The following is a 20,459-nucleotide window of genomic DNA, read 5'->3' on the forward strand; positions in this document are numbered from 1 at the left end:
CCTCAACTGTCCTCGCGCAGCGCCTCGGCGACCCGGGCCTCCAGGAGGTCCGGCCGGCGGATCACCAGGGCGCCGCGGGTGCGGTCGACGAGGCCCTCGCTCGCCATCACGGTGAATTCCCGCGTCACCTGCTCGCGGCGGCAGCCGATGCGGGCGGCGAGCACGTGATGGTAGGGCGGCGGGCTCACCACGCGCTCCTCGCCGCCGCCGGCGCGGGGCACCGAGAGGCGCAGCAACTCGGCGTAGAGCCGGTGGCGCAGATCGAGCAGCGCGTGCTCCATCAGGCGGGTGTTCAGCTCGCGCACGCGCTTGGCGAGCAGCCGGAACAGCCGGTCGGCGATAGGCTCGGAGGCGAACACGATCTGGCGGAACACGGGCGCGGGCACCACGCAGACCTCGCCGCGGGTGAGCGCCGTGACATTGGCCGAGCGCCCGACCCCGTCGATCGCCGACAGCTCGCCGAAGAAGGCGCCGCCGCGCATCTCGCCGAGGATGACCTCCTTGCCCGACTGGGTGCGGTTCAGGATCCGCACCTCGCCGGAGGCCAGGAAATAGACGTCGGTGGAGATGTCGTCGAAATCGACCAGCACCTCCTGCTCGTCGAAGCGCCGCCAATGGCAGCGCGGCTCGAACGGCGCGAGATCGATGCCCGGCTCCTTGAAGAACGGTATGGTGGATAGCCGGGCCATCCGGTTCAGCCCCTCGGTGGTCGCCCGGTCCCGTCGCGCGGCCCCGGCGCTCGGAACGGTCAGGTTTGCGGGATCCGCACGCCGGGCGGAGCGGCCGGGCCCGAACGTCGGACGGGGCTGGGCTCCCGTGGGGGATCCCGGACAGGATGGTGACGGCAGCCTCCGGCCCGGTCAAGGCGGGCGCGGGCGGCCGGACCGGATAGGCGTGGATGGAAAGCCGCACGCCGGCACGAGGGCGCGGCACCTTGAAGTTGCCGGGGCGCTGCGCTAGCGCAGCCGATCACCATCGGTCCGGGGGGATCGCCCATGACGCGTCGGACCGGCCGATGCCAGCCTGCCCGGTCCCTCGGCCGGTCCCGGGACTGAGGCGCCCGCCATGCAACCCGCCCCGCAGCCCGCCGCGACGACCCGTCCCGTGCCCGAGGCCGCCCCGCGCCAGGCGACCCTGGCCGAGGCCTTCGCCCGGTCGGGCCCCGGCCTGCACACGGGGGGCCACACCCGGGTGCGGGTCGTGCCGGCGCCGGCCGGCACCGGCATCGTGTTCCGGCGCGCGCTCAAGCGCGGCGGCAGCCTGGACGTGCCCGCGCTCTGGCACCTGCGCGAGCGCCAGCCGCTCTGCACGGCCCTGCGCGCGCCCGAGGGCGTGCTGGTGCGGACCGTCGAGCACCTGATGGCGGCCCTCTCCGCGCACCGCATCGACAACGCCGTCGTGGAGATCGATGCCGAGGAGCTGCCGATCTTCGACGGCAGCGCCGCGCCCTGGTGCGCCGCGATCCGCGCCGCCGGCCGGACCGAACTCGACGCCCCGCGCCCGTCGATCCGGGTCCTGCGCCCGGTCTCGGTGCAGGAGGGCGAGCGCAGCCTGCGCGTCGAGCCCTGCGACCGCCTGCGCGTCACGGCGCAGCTCGCGCTCGCGCATTTCCCCGCCATGCACTGGTCGGGCGCCGTCGATGCCGAGAGCTTCGACCGGGATCTCGCCCCGTCCCGCAGCTTCGGCCGGCTGAAATGGGCGGTGCCGCTGAAGCTCTATGCCTGGGTGGCCCGCAAGCCGGTCTTGCGCGGCGCCACGCTCCGGAGCACGGCGGGGATCGTCGGCGGCCGCATCGTCGGCGGCATGCGCGTGCCGGACGAGCCCGTCCGCCACCGCATCCTCGACCTCGTCGGCGACCTGGCGCTTGCGGGCCACCCGGTGCTCGGCCACCTCACCGCCGCCCATACCGGGCACGAGCTGAACCACGCCCTCATCGCCGCGCTGATGAACGACCGGAGCGCCTGGGAGCTGGCCTGAGGGCGCCCGCCTCACGCCGCCCGCCCCACGTCAGCCGAGGCCGGCCCAGCCGAGAAGGGCCGTCAGCACCAGGGGCAGCGCGAGGCCCGCCAGCACGGTCTGGGTCGCGGTGATGCCGGCCATCAGCGGCGCGTCGCCGCCGAGCTGGCGCGCCAGGATGTAGGAGGACGAGGCGGTCGGTAGGGCCTGGAACAGCAGCGCCGTCGCCGCGGCCGGGCCCTTCAGCCCCAGGGCGAGGCAGGCGAGCACGGTCATGGCCGGCATCAGCCCGAACTTGACGAGGGAGGCCGAGGCCACCGGCCGGACCCAGCTCCGCGCCGTCCCGAAATCCAGCGCCGCGCCGACGCAGAGCAGGCCGAGCGGCAGGGAGGCCTGCCCGAGCGCCCGCAGCACCGGCTCGATCCCCGGCGGCAGGCCGGTCCCGAGCGCCTGGAGCGCGATGCCCCCGAGGCTGCCGACGACCAGCGGGTTCAGGGCGATCTGCCGGGCGAGGGCCGCGGGCGAGGGCCGCCCGGCCGTGCCGAAGCGGGCGAAGACCAGCACGCAGAGCACGTTGACGGTGGGCACGATCGCGGCGTTCGCGACGGCCGCCAGCGCCACCCCCTGCGCCCCGTAGAGCCCGGCCGCGGCCGAGACGCCGACATAGTTGTTGAAGCGCACGCCGCCCTGGAACACCGAGGTGAAGGCCGGCCCGTCGACGCGCAGCAGCGGACGCATCGCGAGCATCACGGCCGCGACCGCGAGCGTCGAGAGCACCAGCACGGCCGCGAGCCCGACCACCGGCACCCCTTCGAGCCGGGCGGTGGCGAGGCTGTGCAGCAGGAGGCTCGGCAGCAGCACGAAATAGGCGAGGCGCTCGGCCTGAGGCCAGAAGCCCTCGGCCAGGAGGCCGAGACGGCGCAGCCCCGCGCCGAGGCCGATCAGGAGCGCGATCGGCACGAGGGCCGCGAGGATGGTGAGGGTCATGACGGTCGAGCTATAGCGGCCCCGGCGCGCCGGGGCACCGCCTCACCGGGCGGTTCCCCTCGCGCCCGCTTCCCGCACGCGCGACCTGGTCCCGAACACGCACCCCTTCCCGCACGCGCACCCTTCCCGCACGCGCACCCTTCCCGCACGCGCACCCTTGCAAGCCCGCGCCCGCGCCGCCAGAACGCGGACATGCTGCGCGTCAACGACCTCACCTACCGCATCGGCGACCGCCTGATCCTCGACGGCGCGAGCTTCGCGATTCCCGATCGCGCCCGGGTCGGGCTCGTCGGCCGCAACGGCGCGGGCAAGACCACCCTGTTCAAGGCGATCCTCGGCGAGCTGCCGGTCGACGCCAAGGCGGTGTCGCTGCCGAAGGGCATGCGCATCGGCGCCGTGGCCCAGGAGGCCCCCGCCGGCCCCGAAACGCTGCACAGCGTCGTCCTCGCGGCCGACACCGAGCGCGCCCGCCTGTTGGCGGAGGCCGAGACCGCGGAAGGCTTCCGCCGAGCCGAGATCGAGACCCGGCTCGTGGATATCGGGGCGCATTCGGCCCCCGCGCGGGCGGCCGCGATCCTGCACGGCCTCGGCTTCGACGCGCAGGCGCAGGGGCGCCCCTGCTCGGACTTCTCGGGCGGATGGCGCATGCGCGTGGCGCTCGCCGCGGTGCTGTTCTCCGAGCCGGACCTGCTGCTCCTCGATGAGCCGACCAACTACCTCGACATCGAGGGCACGCTCTGGCTCTACGACTACCTCGAGAAGTACCCGCGCACCGCGATCATCATCAGCCACGATCGCGATCTCCTCGACGAGAGCGTCGATCACATCCTGCATCTCGACCGCGGCAAGCTCACGATCTACCGCGGCGGCTACACCAGCTTCGCCAAGCAGCTCTCCGAGAAGCGCGTGCTCCAGGCCAAGGCGAAAGCCAAGCAGGACGCCGAGCGCGCCCATCTCCAGAGCTTCATCGACCGCTTCAAGGCCAAGGCCACCAAGGCGCGGCAGGCGCAGTCCCGCGTCAAGCGCCTCGCCCGGATGGAGCCGATCGCCGCGCTCCTCGACGACGACGTGCCGGTGATCCACCTGCCGAGCCCCGAGAAGCCGCTCTCGCCGCCGATCGTCGCGATGGAGCGGGTGCAGGCGGGTTATCCCGACCGGATCGTGCTCTCGGGGCTCAATCTGAGCCTCGCCCCCGACGACCGGGTGGCGCTCCTCGGCGCCAACGGCAACGGCAAGTCGACCTTCTGCAAGCTGATCGGCGGGCGACTGCCCCCGCTCACCGGCGAGGTCCGGCGCTCCTCCAAGATGGAGGTCGCCTATTTCGCCCAGCACCAGCTCGACGAGCTGCGCCCGGCCGAGAGCGCTTACGCCCATGTCCGCACCCTGATGCCGGACGTGCCGGAAGCGCGCGTGCGCGCCGCCGCCGCGCGCCTGGGCTTCGGCGCCAACAAGGCCGACACGCCGGTGCAGCAGCTCTCGGGCGGCGAGAAGGCCCGCCTCCTGATGGGACTCGCGGCCTTCCACGGGCCGCATCTCCTGATCCTCGACGAGCCGACGAACCACCTCGACATCGAGAGCCGCCAGGCCCTCGTGGAGGCGATCAACGACTACGAGGGCGCGGTGATCCTCGTCAGCCACGACCGCTTCCTGGTCGAGGCCTGCGCCGACCGGCTCTGGCTCGTCTCCGACGGCACCGTGAAGACCTTCGACGGCGACATGGACGATTACCGCCGCCTCGTGCTGGCCGGTCCCGAGCGGGCCGAGGAGCGCGCGCCGGAGGCGGCGGGCGGCAAGCAGGCGGAGGCCCGCCGGGCCGGCGTGGAGCGCCGCGCCGCCCTCGCCCCCCTGCGCCGGAAGCTCGACACCGTGGAGGCCCGCATCGCCAAGCTCACCGCGGCGATCGGCAAGATCGACGCGGCGCTCGCCGACGGCTCGGCCTTCCGCGAGAACCCGACCAAGGCCGGAGAGATCGCCAAGATGCGCGCCGACGCGGTCACCGCGCTGGGCGCCGCCGAGGAGGAGTGGCTGGAGCTGAGCACCGAGATCGAGGCGGCCTGAGCTGCGGCGAGACATCCGGCCGGACAGACGGCTCAAGCGGCGCAACGCACCTCCCTCCCCCGCGTTGTCGGCTCGATCGAGACGAGGCGTCCTCGGTCGAGACGAGGCACCATGGCCGGCAAACCCCACAGCATTCTCCCCCTCCTCGCCCGCGGCGCGGCCAAGGGGCTCGGCCTCTCGGCGCTCGGCGCGGCGGCGGGCTGGCTCGCCTACAGCCGTCTGGCGATCCCCCACCGGGCTCCCATGCGCCCGGCCCTGCCGGGGCGCCGCGAGGATCTCGACACGGCGCGGGCCGGCCGGGTCTCGTTCTACGGCGAGGCCGGGCGGGAGGGCGTGCCAATGCTGCTGATCCACTCGGTGAACGCGGCCGCCAACGCCTACGAGGTGCGCCCGCTCTACACGCATTACGCCCGCACCCGGCCGGTCTACGCCCTCGACCTGCCGGGCTTCGGCTTCTCGGAGCGCACGCGGCGGCGCTACACCCCGGACCTGATGGTCGAGGCGATCCACGCGGTGGCGGGCGAGATCCGGCGCCGGCACGGCGGGGAGCGGATCGACGCGCTCGCGCTGTCCCTGTCCTCGGCCTATCTCGCCCGGGCGGCGCTGGAGCGGGCACAGGATTACCGCAGCCTCGCGCTGATCAGCCCCGCGGGCTTCGACAAGCGGTTGTCGGGACGCGGCGAGACCGGGGGCAACCGCGGGCGCGACGGCCTGCGCAACGCCCTCGACGCGCGCCCCTGGGGGCGGGCGCTGTTCGACGCCCTGACGAGCCGCCCGAGCATGCGCTTCTTCCTGGAGAAGACCTGGGGCTCGTCCCGGATCGACGAGGGCCTGCTCGCCTACGACTACGCGTCGGCCCACCAGCACGGCGCCGAGCACGCGCCCTACTGCTTCATCGCCGGGCACCTGTTCCCGACGGACACCACGCGGCTCTACGAGGCCCTGTGGCTGCCGGTGTTCATGCTGCACGGCGAGCGCGGCGACTTCGTCGATTACCGCGATGCGCCCCGCTTCGCCGCCCGTCCGAACTGGGAGGTCCACGCGCTGCCGACCGGCGCCTTCCCGCATTTCGAGCGGCTATCCGAGGTCGGCGCCCGCTACGACGCCTTCCTCGGCCGCGTCGCCTGAGCCGGGCCTAAGCCGGCCCGATCTGGACCGCTCAGTCCTCGGCGTTGGCGGAGCGGGCGCGGCTGCCCGTGCGGGCGGGCACGCCCATCAGGGCGTCGAGCCGGCTCATGCGGGCGCTGAAGCCGGCCGAGGCGGCGATCGCCGCGCGGGTCTGGGGTTTCGCCACCGCCTTGGCGGCATGGATCTCGCGGGCCTGCGCCAGCGCCGGGACGGCGAGCAGGGCGGCGAGGCCGACGAGGGCGGATCGGATCGAGATCGGCATGACCATAACCTCCGGTTGAGGCGCGACGAGCGATGCCGCGGCCATTGCGGCCTAGCTAGACACCCAGAGATTGAGGTTCTGTGCGCTGCGTCACATGCCGTGCGGCCGCACACGCGGGTGAACGCTTTGCCGGCTCGGTCGTTTTCCCGCGGTGGCCCGGGCGGCCGCAGCGGGAGGGCGCGCATGATCCTCATCCGGTGGCTCGCGGTCCTGCCGTTCCTCGGGATGCTCGTCGGCCCCTATTTCCTCAACCGGGTCGAGCCCTTCGTCCTCGGCCTACCGCTGCTGCTCGCCTGGCTCGTCGGCTGCGTCGTCGCCACCGCGGCGATCATGGCGCTGATCTACGCCCTCGACCCGCGGAACCGCCCCGGGGCGGGCGATCCGGGAGAGCACCTGTGAGCGTCGCCCTCGTCATCGTCGCGGGCGGCTTCCTCGCCGCGCTCAGCCTCGGCCTCTACGCCCGCGCGGGCCGCGAGATGGGGTTGGAGCAATGGACGGTGGGCGGGCGCGGCTTCGGCACCGCGCTGGTCTTCCTGCTGATGGCGGGCGAGATCTACACCACCTTCACCTTCCTGGGCGGCTCCGGCATCGCCTACGGCAAGGGCGGGCCGGCCTATTACATCCTCTGCTACATCACCCTCGCGTACGTGACCTCGTACTGGATCCTGCCGCCGGTCTGGGCCTACGCCAAGCAGCGCCGCCTCGTCTCGCAGCCGGATTTCTTCGCCGCGAAGTACGACAGCCCGGCCCTCGGCATGCTGGTGGCGCTCGTCGGCCTGGTGGCGCTCGTCCCCTACATGGTGCTGCAGTTCAAGGGACTCGGCATCATCGTCTCCACCGCCTCCTACGGCGCGGTCTCCCCGACGCTCGCCGTCTGGATCGGGGCGGCGCCCGTCACCGCCTACGTGGTGGTCTCGGGGGTGCACGGCTCGGCCTGGACCGCCGTGATGAAGGACGTGAGCATCCTCTCCGTGGTGGTGTTCATGGGGATCTACCTGCCGCTGCACTATTACGGCAGCTATGCTGGGCTGTTCTCCGCGATCCAGGCCGCGAAGCCGGGCTTCCTCGCCCTGCCCGAGCGCGGCCAGAGCCCGACATGGTTCGCCAGCACGACGCTGCTCACCGCGCTCGGCGCCTACATGTGGCCCCACACCTTCGCCTCGCTCTACACGGCGCGCGATCCCCGCAGCTTCCGCCGCAACGCCGCGCTGCTGCCGCTCTACCAGCTGATCAACCTGTTCGTGTTCCTGGTGGGCTTCACCGCGGTGCTGCAGGTGTCGGGTCTCTCGGGGCCCGACGTCGATCTCTCGCTGTTCCGCCTCGCCCTCCAGAGCTTCCCGCCCTGGTTCGTCGGGATCGTCGGGGCCACCGGCGTTCTCACCGCCCTGGTGCCGGGCTCGATGATCCTGATCTCGGGGGCGACGCTCGTCGCCAACAACCTCTACCGACCCCTGCGCCGGGAGGCCGACGACGCCTCGACGGCCCGGCTCGCCAAGGCGCTGGTGCCGGTGCTGGCCCTCGTCTGCGTCGGCTTCGCGCTCGCGGGCGGCGACACCATCGTGCAGTTGCTGCTGATGGGCTACAACTTCGTCACCCAGCTCTTCCCCGCCTTCCTGGCGAGCCTGATGCGCGAGAACCCGATCGACCGGCGCGCCGCGGGCGCCGGCATCGTCGCCGGGGTGGCGGCGGTGGCGGCGATCACCCTCTCGGGCCTGACCCTCGCCCAGGCCCTGCCGATGCTGCCCCCGGCCCTGCAGGACATCAATATCGGGGTCGTGGCCCTGGTCCTGAACCTCGCGGTGACGGCGCTGGTCGCCCGCCTCCCGGCGCGGGCCGGGGTGTCGGCGCGGGGCAGCCTGTAACCGGGACCGCCTCGACAGGCCCGGGCGCGGATGCGAGGCTGGGGCCTCGAGCGGGGAGCGGGAACTACGCCATGTCGCCGGAACTGCGCGAATCGCGCGCGGCCCTGATCCTCCTGGCCGTCGCCGTCCTCTCGGTGCTGATCTTCGGAGCGATCACGCTCCTCACCCAGATCGGCTGAGGCCGGGTCACCCGGAGCCGCCGGCCCCGGCCCGCGTTGTCGGCCGGTGGCGGGGCAGGACGCGAGAGGGACCCGGATGAGCGACGCCGATCTGTTTCCGGGCTTCGAGGCCCGCTGGCTCGAGGCGCCCTGGGGCAAGGCCTTCGCGCGGATCGGCGGCCCCGAGGACGCGCCCCCCCTCCTCCTCCTGCACGGCTTCCCGCAGACGCACGCCCTCTGGCACCGCGTGGCGCCCGCCCTCGCCCGCGGCAACCGGGTGATCTGCCTCGACCTGAAGGGCTACGGCTGGTCCGCGGCGCCCGCCGGCGATCCGGCGCACGCCGCCTACGCAAAGCGCACGCTGGGGCGCGAGATCGTCGCCCTGATGGAGCGGATCGGACACGTCCATTTCAGCATCGCCGGCCACGACCGCGGGGCGCGGGTCGCCTATCGGCTCGCCCTCGACGAGCCCGGCCGGGTGGCGCGGCTCGCGCTCCTCGACATCGTGCCGACCCTGGTCCAGTGGGAGCGCATCGCGGACGCGCCCGGACTGAACCCGCATTGGTCGTTCCTGGCGGAGCCGGCACCGGGGCCCGAGCGCCGCATCGGCGCCGACCCGGACGCCTATTTCGAGGGCCTGCTGCGGGACTGGAGCGGCGCGCACGACCTCTCGGCCTTCGACCCGGGTGCGCTCGCGTTCTACCGTCAAAGCTGGAATGTCCCGGAGCGCATCCACGCGATGTGCGAGGATTACCGCGCCGGGGCCGGGCCCGACCGCGAGGCCGACGCCGCCGACCTCGCGGCCGGCCGCACGCTGCCGATGCCGGTCCTAGTGCTGGCGAGCCGGGCCTATCTCGACCGCGGCAAGCCCGAGACGGCGCTGGCGGCCTGGCGCCGCACCTTCGCGCCGGGCGCCGAGGGCGCCGCGATCGAGGCCGGCCATTTCCTGGCCGAGGAGAACCCGGCGGCGACGGGCGCGGCGCTGGCGGCGTTCTTCGGCGGATAGGCCGGCCCGCCGCGGCCCCGGCCGCCACGGCCGCCGCACCTTGCCGGCCCCGTCCGCCGCCTTACACTCCGACGGTCCGGCGGCACGGTCGGGTGGAGTGTCTGCGATGCGCGCCCTTCTGATCCTGCTCGTGCTCCTCGCGGCGGCCCCGGTGCGGGCGGCCGACGACGGCGCGCGCGAGGCGGCGCGGGCCGCCATCGCCCGCCAGGCCGAGGCGCTGGCCCGGGACGATGCGGCGGCGGCCTACGCCCTCGCGGCGCCCGCCATCCAGGGCCAGTTTCCCACCGCCGAGGTGTTCATCGGCATGGTGCGCACCCATTACCGGCCGGTCTACCGCCACCGCAGCTTCGTCTTCGGCGCCGGGCGCGACCAGGGCGAGACGGGCCTGTCGCAGGACGTGGCGATCCAGGACGAGTACGGCATCGACTGGACCGCCGAGTACATCCTGGAGCGGCAGGCGGACGGCGCTTGGCGCATCACCGGCTGCCGCCTCGCCAAGGCCCCGGGCACCAGCCTCTAGGGGCCGCCGACAGGGGCCGGTCACGCGGCGCGGCGGGCCTCCGAGGTGAGCGAGGCGATCAGCGCGGGATCGAGATGGTCCGTCTCGACGAGCTTCACGCCGAAGCCGTCGGGCCCGACATGGACGACCGAGCCGCGGCGGGCGCGGCGATCCCCGAAATCGATCGTGACCGCGCTGGCGACCGCGAGGTCCTGATCCGGGATCTGCAGGCGCGCGCCGGGCACGCTGACATCGTGGAGCCGCGCCTCGCGGGACACGCCGTCGATGCTCACCCGGACCGTCGCGTCCGACCGCCGGCGCTCGTACGCCCGCCGCTCGGAGATAGCCCGCACCACAGCTTCGAGCTCCGTGCTGAACGTCCCGGCCTCGCCAAGCAGATCCTCGGCCAGCTTCGCCAGATGCCCCGCGAGGCGATCGGTCTCGCGCGTCGCCGCCGGCAGCGCGTCGAGATCCGCGATGGCCGAGCGCGTGCGGTCGGCCGAGGTCTGCACCGTGCGATCGATCTCCGCCGTCGTGGCGCTCTGCTCCTCCACCGCGCTGGCGATCGTCGCGGCCGCCGCGTCCATGGTGGTGATCGTCGCCGTGACGTTGCCCATGGCCGTCAGCATCTCGTGGGAGGTGGTGCGGAGCGCCGCGACCTGCTGGCCGATCTCCACCGTCGCCTGGCTGGTCTGGGCGGCCAAGGCCTTCACCTCGCTCGCGACCACCGCGAAGCCGCGGCCCGCGATGCCCGCCCGCGCCGCCTCGATGGTCGCGTTGAGCGCCAGGAGGTTGGTCTGCCCGGCGATCTGGTTGATCATGTCGGTGACGCTGCCGATCCGGGTGCTCGCCTCATCGAGTTGCACCGCGAGCGCGCGGGCGGCCTGGACCTGATCCATCGCCTGCCGCATCACGCCGTTCGATTGCGAGGCCTGACCCGCGATCTCGGAGACCGACGCGGACAATTCGGCCAGGGCGGCGGCCACCCCCGTGACGTCCGCGACGGAGGCCTGCAGGTTGACGACGGACTGGTCGAGCCGTTCGCTCGTCGTGGAGGCGTGCCCGCGAACGTGCTGCGTCGAGTCGCCCATCGCGTCCGCGACCGTCTTGAAGCGCCGCATCGCGGTCTGGGTCGCGGAGGTGATCCGCTCCGAGATCTCGACCATGTAGGCGACCCAGGATTCGCGCTCGACCATGCGATCCGCGTGGGACGCCTCCGCGATATGGGACGCGGTGCGGTCGCGGTACTGCACGACGGCGCGGGCGAGTTCGGCGATCTCGTCGCGGCCCCGCGCCTCCGGCACGTCGGCGGTGACATCCTGGTCAGCCAGGGTCCGGATGCGTTGACCGAGCCGTTCGAGCGCCCGCACGATCGAGCGGCTCAGCAGCCACGCGATCAGGAAGGCTCCGGCGGTGACGCCGAAGCCGACGGTGCCGGCGACCAGGATGGCGTTGGAGAAGCCGTCGATGCGGGTCTTGAGCAGGCGGTCGAGTTCGACGGCCGCCTCGGTCTGGAGGCGATCGCCGGCCGCGATGGCCGCGGCCATGGCGCCCTCGAACAGCGCCGCTTCCCGCTGCGGCCGGCGGCCGGCCTCGTGCGCCTCCGCCAGGGCGTCGGCCGCCGAGAACAGGTCCCTGTAGGCGCGCTGGAACGCGGCCAGGGGTTCGGTGAGCGCCTGCTTGGTCGCCCCCGCATTGGCCGCGAAGGCCTTGGCGAGGGAGCGCTCGACGCCCTCCTGGTCGGCCCGCAGCTTGCCGAGTTCGATCAGGGTCGCGGCATACTCGGCCTTGGAGAGGGTCGCCTTCTCCGCCTGCGCCCGCGCCTGGGCGAGCAGCCGCCAGTTCAGCTCGAGCATGTCGGGCAGCCGCACCACGGCCGCATCCATCACGTAGAAGGAGTCGAGGTCGGGATCGAGCAGCAGGTTCGACCCGTCGCCGATGGCATCGATCAGCGCATGGGCCGCGGAGATCTGGGCGGCCCGGTCCGTGCCGGACAGGGCCTTGCCCAGGTCGTCGGCCGCCGCGGGGGCCTTGTTGGCCTCCGACAGGGCCGCGCCCGCCGCGCGCTCGGCCTCGACCGCCGCCCGATCGAGCGCGACGCCCGGAGGCTGGGTCGCGATCTGCAGCATCACGGGCCAGACGGCCCGGATCTGCGCGAGCCCGGACCGCTCGGCCTCCGCGAAATGGACGTTGGTCATCGCCTGCTGCACGAACAGCGCGGCGAACAGGCAGATCGGAATCAGAAACAGGCTCGCCGTGGCGACAAGCTTGCGGCGCATGGTGAAGGCGGGCACCAGAACTGGCTCCTCGATAATCTCGGCGGGCAATTATCGGTTGTAACCATTGCATGATACTGCTCATCAGTTGTTAAAAAGCGCCGAGTCTTACTGCCGTCCGGCCGGCCAAATGATGCGAAACCTGTCGTCCCTCCCGAGTTCCGCGCGCGCGCTCCCCGGCAGAATGATCGATTGTCCCTCATGGGAGAACCTCATGGGAGACCGGCCTGAGAATCCGGCATGGGAAGCCGATCGTCGGGCCTCCCGAGGCGCGGCCCGACCGGTGGACCCGGTGCCGGGGGAGGCCGCCGCCGGAACCCGGCAGCCTTCGAGCGGCGCCCCCCGGAGGCCCGGCGAGAGCCGCGTCGAGCCCGGGGCGGGCTCCGCCCGCCGGAGAACCGTCCGTCCGCACCGCAGCACGGGATCCGCGCCGGCCTTCGACACCGCGCCGGCCATCGTGTAGAGGGTGCGCCTTCTCCCGGAGGCCCTCGTGCTGCACGTCTCGACCCGCGGCGACGCCGCGCCGCTCTCGTTTTCCGACGCCCTGCTGGCGGGTCTCGCCCGCGACGGCGGGCTCTACGTGCCGGAGAGCTGGCCGGGCCTGACGCGGGACGAGATCGCCGGCCTCGCCGGCCTGCGCTACGCCGACGCCGCCAAGCGCGTGCTGCGACCGCTGATCGACGGCGAGATCGCGGATGCCGACCTCGACCGGATGATCGAGGAGGCCTACGCCACCTTCCGGCATCCGGCGATCTGCCCGCTGGTCCAGCTCGACGACAACCTGTTCCTGCTCGAGCTCTTCCACGGCCCGACGCTGGCCTTCAAGGACGTGGCGATGCAGCTGCTCGGGCGGCTGATGGACCACGTCCTGCGCCGGCGCGGCAGCCGCGCCACCATCGTGGGCGCCACCTCGGGCGATACCGGCTCGGCCGCCGTCGAGGCCTTCGGCGGGCTCGATCAGGTCGACGTCTTCATCCTCTACCCGCACGGGCGGGTCTCCGAGGTGCAGCGGCGCCAGATGACCTCGGTCGATGCGCCCAACGTCCACGCGCTCGCCGTCGAGGGCACCTTCGACGATTGCCAGACCATCGTCAAAGCCCTGTTCCAGCACGCGGATTTCGCCGATGCGGTGAAGCTGTCGGGCGTGAACTCGATCAACTGGGCGCGCGTGGCCGCACAGGTGGTCTATTACTTCACCAGCGCGGTGGCCCTCGGCGCCCCGCACCGCCCGGTCTCCTTCGCGGTCCCGACCGGCAATTTCGGCGACATCCTGGCGGGGTGGGTCGCCAAGCGCATGGGCCTGCCGATCGAGCGCCTGATGATCGGCACCAACGCCAACGACATCCTAGTGCGCACCCTCGAGCACGGCGCCTACGACCTGCAGGGCGTCACCCCCACGACCTCGCCCTCGATGGACATCCAGATCTCCTCGAATTTCGAGCGGCTGCTGTTCGAGGCGCTCGGCCGCGACGCCGGCGCGATCCGGCGCCTGATGGCGGGGCTCAAGCAATCGGGCGGCTTCCGCCTCGACGACGCGGTGCTGGCCACGGTGCGCGCCGAGTTCGACGCCCACGCGGTCCCGGAGCCCGACGTGATGGACGAGATCCGCGCGACCCACGCGGCGACCGGGATGGTGCTCGATCCCCACTCGGCCATCGGCGTGCGCGCCGGGCGCCGGCTGCTGGCCCGGGATCCGCGCACGCCCGTCGTCGCACTGGCGACCGCACATCCGGCGAAGTTCCCGGACGCCGTGGCCCAGGCCACCGGCGGCCTGCGGCCCGCCCTGCCCCCGCACCTCGCCGACCTGATGGACCGGCCCGAGCGCACCACCCGGGTTCCCAACGACCAAGCGGCCGTCGAGGCGCTGATCCGCGACCGCGCGCGCATCCTGAGGGGCGCATGAACCAGCATTTCGACACCCACGGCGCCTCGCCCTCGCTGAAGCTGACGCGGCTCGACAACGGCGTCACCGTGGCGACCGAGGCGATGCCGGGCGTGGCCACCGCGACGCTCGGCGTCTGGGTCGGGGCCGGCTCGCGGCACGAGCGGGCCGACGAGAGCGGCCTCAGCCATCTCATTGAGCACATGGCCTTCAAGGGCACCCGCACCCGCTCGGCCCGGGCCATCGCCGAGGACATCGAGAATGTCGGCGGCGAGATCAACGCTGCGACCTCGGCCGAGGGCACCAGCTACACCGCCCGGGTGCTCGGCGAGGATGTCGGCATCGCCCTCGACGTCATCGGCGACATCCTCACCGATTCGGTGTTCGACCCGGGCGAGCTCGCGCGCGAGAAGGGCGTGATCCTGCAGGAATACGCCGCCGTCGAGGACACCCCGGACGACGTGGTCTACGACGCCTTCACCGAGGCGGCCTTCCCCGACCAGCCCATCGGCCGGCCGATCCTGGGGCGGCCCGAGACGATCCGCAGCTTCGACGAGGGCGCGATCCGCGCCTATCTCGCCCGCGAGTACACCCCGGACCGCACCGTGGTGGCGGCGGCCGGCGCCGTCGACCACGCGGCGTTCGTGGCCGCGGCCGAGCGGCATTTCGGCGCCCTGCCCCGGGCCGAGGCGCCCGCGACCGTGCCGGGCACCTACGGGGGCGGCGAGCGGCGCATGCCGCGCAAGCTCGAGCAGGCCAACCTCGTGCTCGGCCTGCCGGGCCTCTCGTTCCGCGACCCGGGCTACTACGCCCTCCACATGTTCGCGCAGGTGCTCGGCGGCGGCCTGACCTCGCGCCTGTGGCAGGAGGTGCGGGAGACCCGCGGCCTCGCCTACGAGATCCAGGCCTTCCACTGGCCCTTCTCCGATTGCGGCCTGTTCGGCATCGGCGCGGGCACCTCCGGGGGCGATCTCGCCGAACTCGTGGACGTCACCCTGGAGGCGACGGTGCGGGCGACGCGCGATCTCGGCCCCGAGGAGATCGCCCGCGCCAAGGCCCAGCTCAAGCTCTCGCTCCTCGGCGCGCTCGAGACGCCCGGCGGCCGCATCGAGCGCAACGCCCGGCAGATCCTGGCCTGGGGCCGGGTGATCCCGGCCTCCGAGGTGATCGCCAAGGTCGATGCGGTCACCGTCGAGGACGTGCGGGCGGCCGGCGCCCGCATCCTCTCGGGCACCCCGACGCTCGCCGCGATCGGCCCGATCAAGAAGCTCCCGGGCCTCGACCGGATCGCCGCCGGCCTGCGGGCGGCCTGAAACCGGGTCCGCGCCCCCGCCGCCAACTTGTTTTGGCCGCAAACGCGCGCGATCCCCGGGGTGCCGCCCCGCGTCGCCCTGCCGGCCTCCTTGCCGGTCTCCGACCGCACCGTTACCACTGCCCGAAGCTCAGCCGTAGACGCGCTCCCACGCCCGGCCGGAATCCTCGCCCGTTGCGCATCCTCGCCCTCATCCTCGCGGTCCTCGTCGGCGCCCTCGCGGCGAGCGCACCCGCGGGCGCGGTCGAGGCGGTGCGCGTCACCCTCGACGCGCCGGTGATCGACCTGACGCCCGCGATCGAGCGCTACCGCTCCGACGGGGACCTGATCCAGATCTCCACCGCCCCGGGCAAGGACGGCATCGTCCGCCGGATCGTGGTCAAGGCGCGCGACACCGGCGCGCGGCCGGACTGGATGGTCTTCGCGCTGACGAACGACACCGACGAGCAGATCGACCGCATCCTGGTGGCGCCGCATTTCCGGCTCGTCGATTCCGGGGTGGTCTGGCCCGATCTCGGCGGCTCGCGCATCGCCGCGATCACCGCGAGCCAGGGCATCCGGCCGGAGCGCGACGAGAACCCGGAAGCCGACCAGTTCGTGATCACCCTCGATCCCGGCACCACCGTCACCTACGTGGCGGAGCTCAGGGGTCCGAACATCCCGCAGGTCCATCTCTGGGACCAGGACGCCTATCGCAAGAAGGCCGCCGGCCTGACGCTCTACAAGGGCATCATCATCGGCATCGCGGGCCTGCTCGCCCTGTTCCTGACCATCGTGTTCGTGGTGAAGGGCGCGATCATCTTCCCGGCCTCCGCGGCGCTGGCGTGGTCGGTGCTCGCCTACGCGTGCATCGATTTCGGCTTCCTGCAGCGGGTCTTCACCGTGACGGAGCTGGCCGAGCGGGTCTACCGGGCCTCCGCCGAGGCGGTGCTCGGCGCCACGCTGCTCGTCTTCCTGTTCGCCTATCTCAACCTCTCGCGCTGGCACGTGCGCTACAGCCACGTCGCCTTCTTCTGGCTCGCCTTCCTGGCGGGCCTCGTCGGGCTCGCGGTGTTCGACCCGCCCGTGGCGGCGGGCGTCGCCCGGATCTCGATCGCCGCGGTGGCGGGGGTCGGCCTCCTGCTCATCGTCTACCTCGCGGCCCATAACGGCTACGACCGCGCCATCCTGCTGGTGCCGACCTGGACCCTGCTGGTGATCTGGGTGACGGCGGCGGGCTTCGCCGTCACCGGCCAGATCGGCAGCGACCTCGTGCAGCCCGCGCTGATCGGCGGCCTCGTGCTGATCGTCATGCTGATCGGCTTCACAGTGATGCAGCACGCCTTCGCGGGCGGCGGCCTCTCGCACGCGCTGGTCTCGGATACCGAGCGGCGGGCGCTGGCGCTCACGGGGGCGGGCGACGTGGTCTTCGACTGGGACGTGCCGGGCGACCGGGTCTTCGCCGGCCAGGAGATCGAGGGCCAGCTCGGCCTCGGCCGCGGCACCCTGGAGGGCCCGGCGGCCAACTGGCTCGGCCTGCTCCACCCCTTCGACGTGGAGCGCTACTCGGCGGCCCTCGACACCGTGATCGAGGAGCGGCGCGGTCGCATCGTCCACGATTTCCGCCTGCGCGCCGTCTCCGGCGCCTATCTCTGGTACCGGCTCAAGGCGCGGCCGGTGATCGGGTCGGACGGCGAGGTGATCCGCATCGTCGGCACCATCGCGGACGTCACCGAGGTGAAGACCGCCGAGGAGCGCCTGCTCCACGACGCGGTCCACGACAGCCTCACCGGCCTGCCCAACCGCGAGCTGTTCGGCGACCGGCTCGACGCGGCGCTGGCCTTCGCCGGCCAGGACCCGCGCCTGAAGCCGACGGTGATCGTCCTCGACATCGACCGCTTCAAGGGCATCAACGACGCCATCGGGCTCTCGGCGGGCGATTCGATCCTGCTCACCCTGTCGCGCCGCCTCGGCCGGCTGCTGCGCCCGCAGGACACCCTCGCGCGCGTGGCCGGGGACGAGTTCGCGGTGATCCTGCTCTCCGAGCGCGAGCCCGAACGGGTGCTCGCCTTCGCCGAGATGATCCGCCGGGCGATCGCGACGCCGATCACCTACGCGGACCGCGAGATCTTCCTGACGGTGTCGATCGGGCTGACCCTCTACGAGACCGGCGCGCAGACCAAGCGCGACGACGTGCTCAAGAACGCCGAGATGGCGATGATCCACGCCAAGCGCGGCGGGGGCGACCGGATCGAGGTGTTTCGCGCCCACATGCGCAGCGAGCGCACCGACCGCACCATTCTGGAGGGCGACCTCCGCCGCGCCATCGAGCGCAACGAGATGAAGGTGCTGTTTCAGCCGGTCGTGCGCCTGGAGGACCGCACCGTCGCGGGCTTCGAGACCGTGCTGCGCTGGGACCATCCCAAGCTCGGGCGGATCCCGGCATCGACCTTCATGCCCGTGGCGGAGGAGAGCGGGTTCGTCGTCAATCTCGGCATCTTCGCCCTGGAGCGCACCGCCCTCGAGCTCGCGGCCTGGCAGCGGGCGCTCGAGGTCGAGCCGCCGATCTTCGCCTCGGTCAACGTCTCCTCGCGCCAGCTCCTGCGGCACGATCTCCTGCACGACGTGAAGACGGTGCTCGCCCGCTCCGGGGTGCTTCCGGGCTCGCTCAAGCTCGAACTCTCCGAGAGCCTCGTGATGGAGAACCCCGAATACGCCGCGCAGATGCTGGCGCGGATCCGCGATCTCGGCGCGGGCCTCGCCCTGTCGGATTTCGGCACGGGCTACTCGGCCCTGTCCTACCTGCAGCGCTTTCCCTTCGACACGATCAAGGTCGATCAGTCCTTCGTGCGCCAGATGGCCACCGGCAAGACCGCGATCCTGCGCTCGATCGTGAAGATGGCGGCCGAGCTCGACCTCGCGATCGTGGCGGAGGGCGCCGAGTCCGAGGGCGACGCCCAGGCGCTCGGCGAACTCGGCTGCGAATATGCGCAGGGCTATGCGTTCGGCGAGCCGATGACGATGCTCCAGGCCCGGCAACTCGTCGGGGCCGCGCCCGAGGCCGCCTGACGGGCTCTCCCGCGCGGGCGGGACGGGTGCGGCGGCCCGTGCCGCCTTGAGGCCCGGCACGTTGGCCGGTCGCGCCGTGTCACGGATTCCGGTTCCCACGCGGCTCCCTCCCCGTTCGTGTCATCCCCGTTGAGGCATCGGAGGCGCGGTCCCGGCGGTCGGGGCCGGCAGCGACGCGCGTATCGCGGCCGGTCCGACACGAAAGCCGAAGGACGACATGTCCGTGCGCGATGGAGAGCCGCCTTCGGCGCGGCCACCCTCGCGGGAGGATCGGCTCATCATGTGTGGCGTCCGGGCGATCTCCGCCGGTGTCGCCATCGGGTCTCGGGTGCGGTTCGGCAGCGAGGACACCGCACCGGGGATGTCCCGGTCGCATGGGCCGTCGCGATGCCGCTCTGGATCCGCGAAGTCCCCGCTCCTCAATCCGATGGTCTGGAGCGCGATCGGACTCTTCAGAGAGCGCCCGCATGTGCCTGTCCCGCACGGGCCCGTGCCGAGATCTCGGCCGGTCGAGATCAAGCATCGGGGAGACGAGCGCGCGCATTGATTTAAGTCCGCCTTAACCATGTTGCGTCAGGTTCCTGTCGAAGGACGGATCGCGGCGCACAGTCTTGCGCCGCGGCCCTGTCGAGGGGAGTGGCATATGGCCGAAGCGGCTCGGCGATTGGACCCGGTCGGAGGACCTGACGTGGTGCGGCGGCTGATCGCTCGTCCGATCCGCCTGGAACACACCCGGCATCTTCCTGAGCCGGTTGAGACCATTCCGGACAGCGTGGATGCGGAGGCCTTCGAGGCTGATGAGGAACGCGATCGGGAAACGCTCGAGACCGAGATCGCTCTCCTGAAGGCGATCGTCGACGCCGAGCGTCGGGAGGCCGCGAGTCTGCGCGCCCGCCTCGAGGCCGGGAGCGAGGGCCTTCCCGACGGCACCACCACGCGGGACCGCTGGGCCGCCCTCGTCGACGAACTGCTCCTGCGCCTTCGCTGATCGACCATCATCCGTGATTAGGAGACGCCCATGAGCGCGCGCTGCTCGCTCATCCTCAACGGCAAGGCCGTGCGCGTCTCTACCGGCGATACGCCCGTCGAGGCCGCCCTCGCCGAGGGCATGATCGGGTCGCTGCAGGCGCTGCACGGATCTGCCCTGCTCGGGCAGGGGCCCGGGCCTGCCGCGCGCCGGTCGAAGCTGCGCCGCGAGCGCGTGGACGGCCTGAGGCCGCCCCCCGCGCAGAGCAGCGCGCCGCGTCCGGACGCGCCGCGGCTGCCGGCTCTCAGCCGCAAGGGAACGCTCGACGCGATCCGGGTGCTCACCCCGCACGTGGTCGAGGTGGTCGTCACCCTGACGAAGCGCCTCGTGCTCGAGCCGGGCCATCAGGTCGCCGTCAGCTTCGAGGGGCTTGCCCCCGTCACGCTGAGCCCGACCCTGCGTCCCGACGGCTCAGCCGAGCTCAACGAGGCGATCTTTCACCTGCCCCGCTCCGAGGAGGGCGGCAGCTTCGTGGAAGCGCTGGCACCGAACGCCACGGTCAAGCTGAAAGGCCCGCTCGGGCGCGGGCAGTACCGGCCCGGCGGCGGCCGCCTCGTCCTGGTCGCGGCCGGGACCGGCTTCGCGCCGATCTGGTCGATCGCCCACGCCGCCCGCCACATCGAGCCGGACCGCGAGATGACGCTGATCGTCGGGGCCCGCGACGCGCTCGATCTCTACATGCGCGACAGCATCGCCTGGCTCTACCGCACCGGCGTCGGCCGGATCGTGCTCACGACCGATCGCGGCCGCCAGCGACCGCCCGACGTCCGGCCCGGCCCGCTGACGGCGCATCTGCCATCCCTGCGCGCCAGCGACGTCGTCCACGTGGCGGGCTGCGCCTCCACGGTCGGAGCCGTGCAGGTCCTGGCAGCCTCCGTCGGCGCGCGCTGCTACCCGATCCTCCTCGACGAGATCTGAGACCGACGGGCCCCGGAGCGGCGGCGAGACAGCCGCCGCCCGGGGCCGCGAGGCCCCTCCCGCCGTCCGGCGAGAGGGGC

The 20,459-nt window shown here is 72.7% G+C and carries 16 protein-coding genes; 12 read left to right on the forward strand and 4 right to left on the reverse strand.

Annotation, left to right across the window (positions count from 1 at the left end):
- Positions 1-2: 2 nt before the first annotated feature.
- Complete coding sequence (locus ACS5RC_RS09125; RefSeq protein ID WP_478343539.1) at positions 3-689, reverse strand: Crp/Fnr family transcriptional regulator; 687 nt, start codon at positions 687-689, stop codon at positions 3-5.
- 376 nt (positions 690-1,065) lie between these two features.
- On the opposite strand from ACS5RC_RS09125, the gene ACS5RC_RS09130 reads away from it, so the two are divergent.
- Positions 1,066-1,977, forward strand: a complete 912-nt coding sequence (locus ACS5RC_RS09130) for a UDP-3-O-acyl-N-acetylglucosamine deacetylase (protein WP_478343540.1) — start codon at positions 1,066-1,068, stop codon at positions 1,975-1,977.
- Positions 1,978-2,007: 30 nt separating this feature from the next.
- Here the strand turns inward: ACS5RC_RS09130 and ACS5RC_RS09135 are convergent, their stop codons facing one another.
- Positions 2,008-2,943: an AEC family transporter gene (locus ACS5RC_RS09135; protein ID WP_478343541.1), complete on the reverse strand. Its 936-nt coding sequence runs from the start codon at positions 2,941-2,943 to the stop codon at positions 2,008-2,010.
- Between the two features lie 192 nt (positions 2,944-3,135).
- Between ACS5RC_RS09135 and ACS5RC_RS09140 the strand changes: the two genes are divergently transcribed.
- The gene (locus tag ACS5RC_RS09140; RefSeq protein ID WP_478343542.1) at positions 3,136-5,001 is read left to right on the forward strand and encodes an ABC-F family ATP-binding cassette domain-containing protein; all 1,866 of its coding nucleotides are present in this window, start codon (positions 3,136-3,138) and stop codon (positions 4,999-5,001) included.
- 111 nt (positions 5,002-5,112) lie between these two features.
- Positions 5,113-6,129, forward strand: a complete 1,017-nt coding sequence (locus ACS5RC_RS09145) for an alpha/beta fold hydrolase (protein WP_478343543.1) — start codon at positions 5,113-5,115, stop codon at positions 6,127-6,129.
- A gap of 31 nt (positions 6,130-6,160) precedes the next feature.
- Here ACS5RC_RS09145 and ACS5RC_RS09150 read toward each other — a convergent pair whose 3' ends face one another.
- Positions 6,161-6,391 (reverse strand): hypothetical protein, encoded by a 231-nt coding sequence (locus ACS5RC_RS09150; RefSeq protein WP_478343544.1) that lies wholly within the window; start codon positions 6,389-6,391, stop codon positions 6,161-6,163.
- 183 nt (positions 6,392-6,574) lie between these two features.
- Between ACS5RC_RS09150 and ACS5RC_RS09155 the strand changes: the two genes are divergently transcribed.
- From ACS5RC_RS09155 to ACS5RC_RS09170, 4 genes are all read left to right on the forward strand, one after another.
- Positions 6,575-6,790, forward strand: coding sequence for a DUF3311 domain-containing protein (locus tag ACS5RC_RS09155; protein ID WP_478343545.1), 216 nt, complete (start codon positions 6,575-6,577; stop codon positions 6,788-6,790).
- Positions 6,787-8,253 (forward strand): sodium:solute symporter family protein, encoded by a 1,467-nt coding sequence (locus ACS5RC_RS09160; RefSeq protein WP_478343546.1) that lies wholly within the window; start codon positions 6,787-6,789, stop codon positions 8,251-8,253. Before ACS5RC_RS09155 ends, ACS5RC_RS09160 begins: the two co-directional genes overlap by 4 nt.
- 255 nt (positions 8,254-8,508) lie before the next feature.
- On the forward strand, positions 8,509-9,417 hold the full coding sequence (locus ACS5RC_RS09165) for an alpha/beta hydrolase (RefSeq protein WP_478343547.1): 909 nt from the start codon (positions 8,509-8,511) through the stop codon (positions 9,415-9,417).
- A gap of 106 nt (positions 9,418-9,523) precedes the next feature.
- Positions 9,524-9,937: a DUF4864 domain-containing protein gene (locus ACS5RC_RS09170; RefSeq protein ID WP_478343548.1), complete on the forward strand. Its 414-nt coding sequence runs from the start codon at positions 9,524-9,526 to the stop codon at positions 9,935-9,937.
- A gap of 20 nt (positions 9,938-9,957) precedes the next feature.
- Here the strand turns inward: ACS5RC_RS09170 and ACS5RC_RS09175 are convergent, their stop codons facing one another.
- Positions 9,958-12,210 (reverse strand): methyl-accepting chemotaxis protein, encoded by a 2,253-nt coding sequence (locus ACS5RC_RS09175; RefSeq protein ID WP_478343549.1) that lies wholly within the window; start codon positions 12,208-12,210, stop codon positions 9,958-9,960.
- 472 nt (positions 12,211-12,682) lie between these two features.
- Here ACS5RC_RS09175 and thrC point away from each other — a divergent pair, with 472 nt between their 5' ends.
- From thrC to ACS5RC_RS09200, 5 genes are all read left to right on the forward strand, one after another.
- Positions 12,683-14,095: a threonine synthase gene (thrC, locus tag ACS5RC_RS09180; protein WP_478343920.1), complete on the forward strand. Its 1,413-nt coding sequence runs from the start codon at positions 12,683-12,685 to the stop codon at positions 14,093-14,095.
- Positions 14,092-15,387 (forward strand): M16 family metallopeptidase, encoded by a 1,296-nt coding sequence (locus ACS5RC_RS09185; protein ID WP_478343550.1) that lies wholly within the window; start codon positions 14,092-14,094, stop codon positions 15,385-15,387. Before thrC ends, ACS5RC_RS09185 begins: the two co-directional genes overlap by 4 nt.
- Before the next feature lie 173 nt (positions 15,388-15,560).
- On the forward strand, positions 15,561-18,434 hold the full coding sequence (locus tag ACS5RC_RS09190; RefSeq protein ID WP_478343551.1) for an EAL domain-containing protein: 2,874 nt from the start codon (positions 15,561-15,563) through the stop codon (positions 18,432-18,434).
- Between the two features lie 688 nt (positions 18,435-19,122).
- Positions 19,123-19,422: a hypothetical protein gene (locus tag ACS5RC_RS09195; protein WP_478343552.1), complete on the forward strand. Its 300-nt coding sequence runs from the start codon at positions 19,123-19,125 to the stop codon at positions 19,420-19,422.
- A gap of 30 nt (positions 19,423-19,452) precedes the next feature.
- Positions 19,453-20,379, forward strand: a complete 927-nt coding sequence (locus ACS5RC_RS09200) for a ferredoxin reductase domain-containing protein (protein ID WP_478343553.1) — start codon at positions 19,453-19,455, stop codon at positions 20,377-20,379.
- Positions 20,380-20,459 lie beyond the last annotated feature (80 nt).

It is taken from the genome of Methylobacterium sp. HJ2, assembly GCF_056431005.1.

What these genes read in the sequence shown, in the direction of transcription:
- ACS5RC_RS09145 (WP_478343543.1), top strand. Translation starts at nt 5,113, where the DNA reads ATGGCCGGCAAACCCCACAGCATTCTCCCCCTCCTCGCCCGCGGCGCG.
- ACS5RC_RS09185 (WP_478343550.1), top strand. Translation starts at nt 14,092, where the DNA reads ATGAACCAGCATTTCGACACCCACGGCGCCTCGCCCTCGCTGAAGCTG.
- ACS5RC_RS09170 (WP_478343548.1), top strand. Translation starts at nt 9,524, where the DNA reads ATGCGCGCCCTTCTGATCCTGCTCGTGCTCCTCGCGGCGGCCCCGGTG.
- ACS5RC_RS09200 (WP_478343553.1), top strand. Translation starts at nt 19,453, where the DNA reads ATGAGCGCGCGCTGCTCGCTCATCCTCAACGGCAAGGCCGTGCGCGTC.
- ACS5RC_RS09135 (WP_478343541.1), bottom strand. Translation starts at nt 2,943, where the DNA reads ATGACCCTCACCATCCTCGCGGCCCTCGTGCCGATCGCGCTCCTGATC.
- ACS5RC_RS09150 (WP_478343544.1), bottom strand. Translation starts at nt 6,391, where the DNA reads ATGCCGATCTCGATCCGATCCGCCCTCGTCGGCCTCGCCGCCCTGCTC.
- ACS5RC_RS09165 (WP_478343547.1), top strand. Translation starts at nt 8,509, where the DNA reads ATGAGCGACGCCGATCTGTTTCCGGGCTTCGAGGCCCGCTGGCTCGAG.
- ACS5RC_RS09125 (WP_478343539.1), bottom strand. Translation starts at nt 689, where the DNA reads ATGGCCCGGCTATCCACCATACCGTTCTTCAAGGAGCCGGGCATCGAT.
- ACS5RC_RS09140 (WP_478343542.1), top strand. Translation starts at nt 3,136, where the DNA reads ATGCTGCGCGTCAACGACCTCACCTACCGCATCGGCGACCGCCTGATC.
- ACS5RC_RS09155 (WP_478343545.1), top strand. Translation starts at nt 6,575, where the DNA reads ATGATCCTCATCCGGTGGCTCGCGGTCCTGCCGTTCCTCGGGATGCTC.
- ACS5RC_RS09130 (WP_478343540.1), top strand. Translation starts at nt 1,066, where the DNA reads ATGCAACCCGCCCCGCAGCCCGCCGCGACGACCCGTCCCGTGCCCGAG.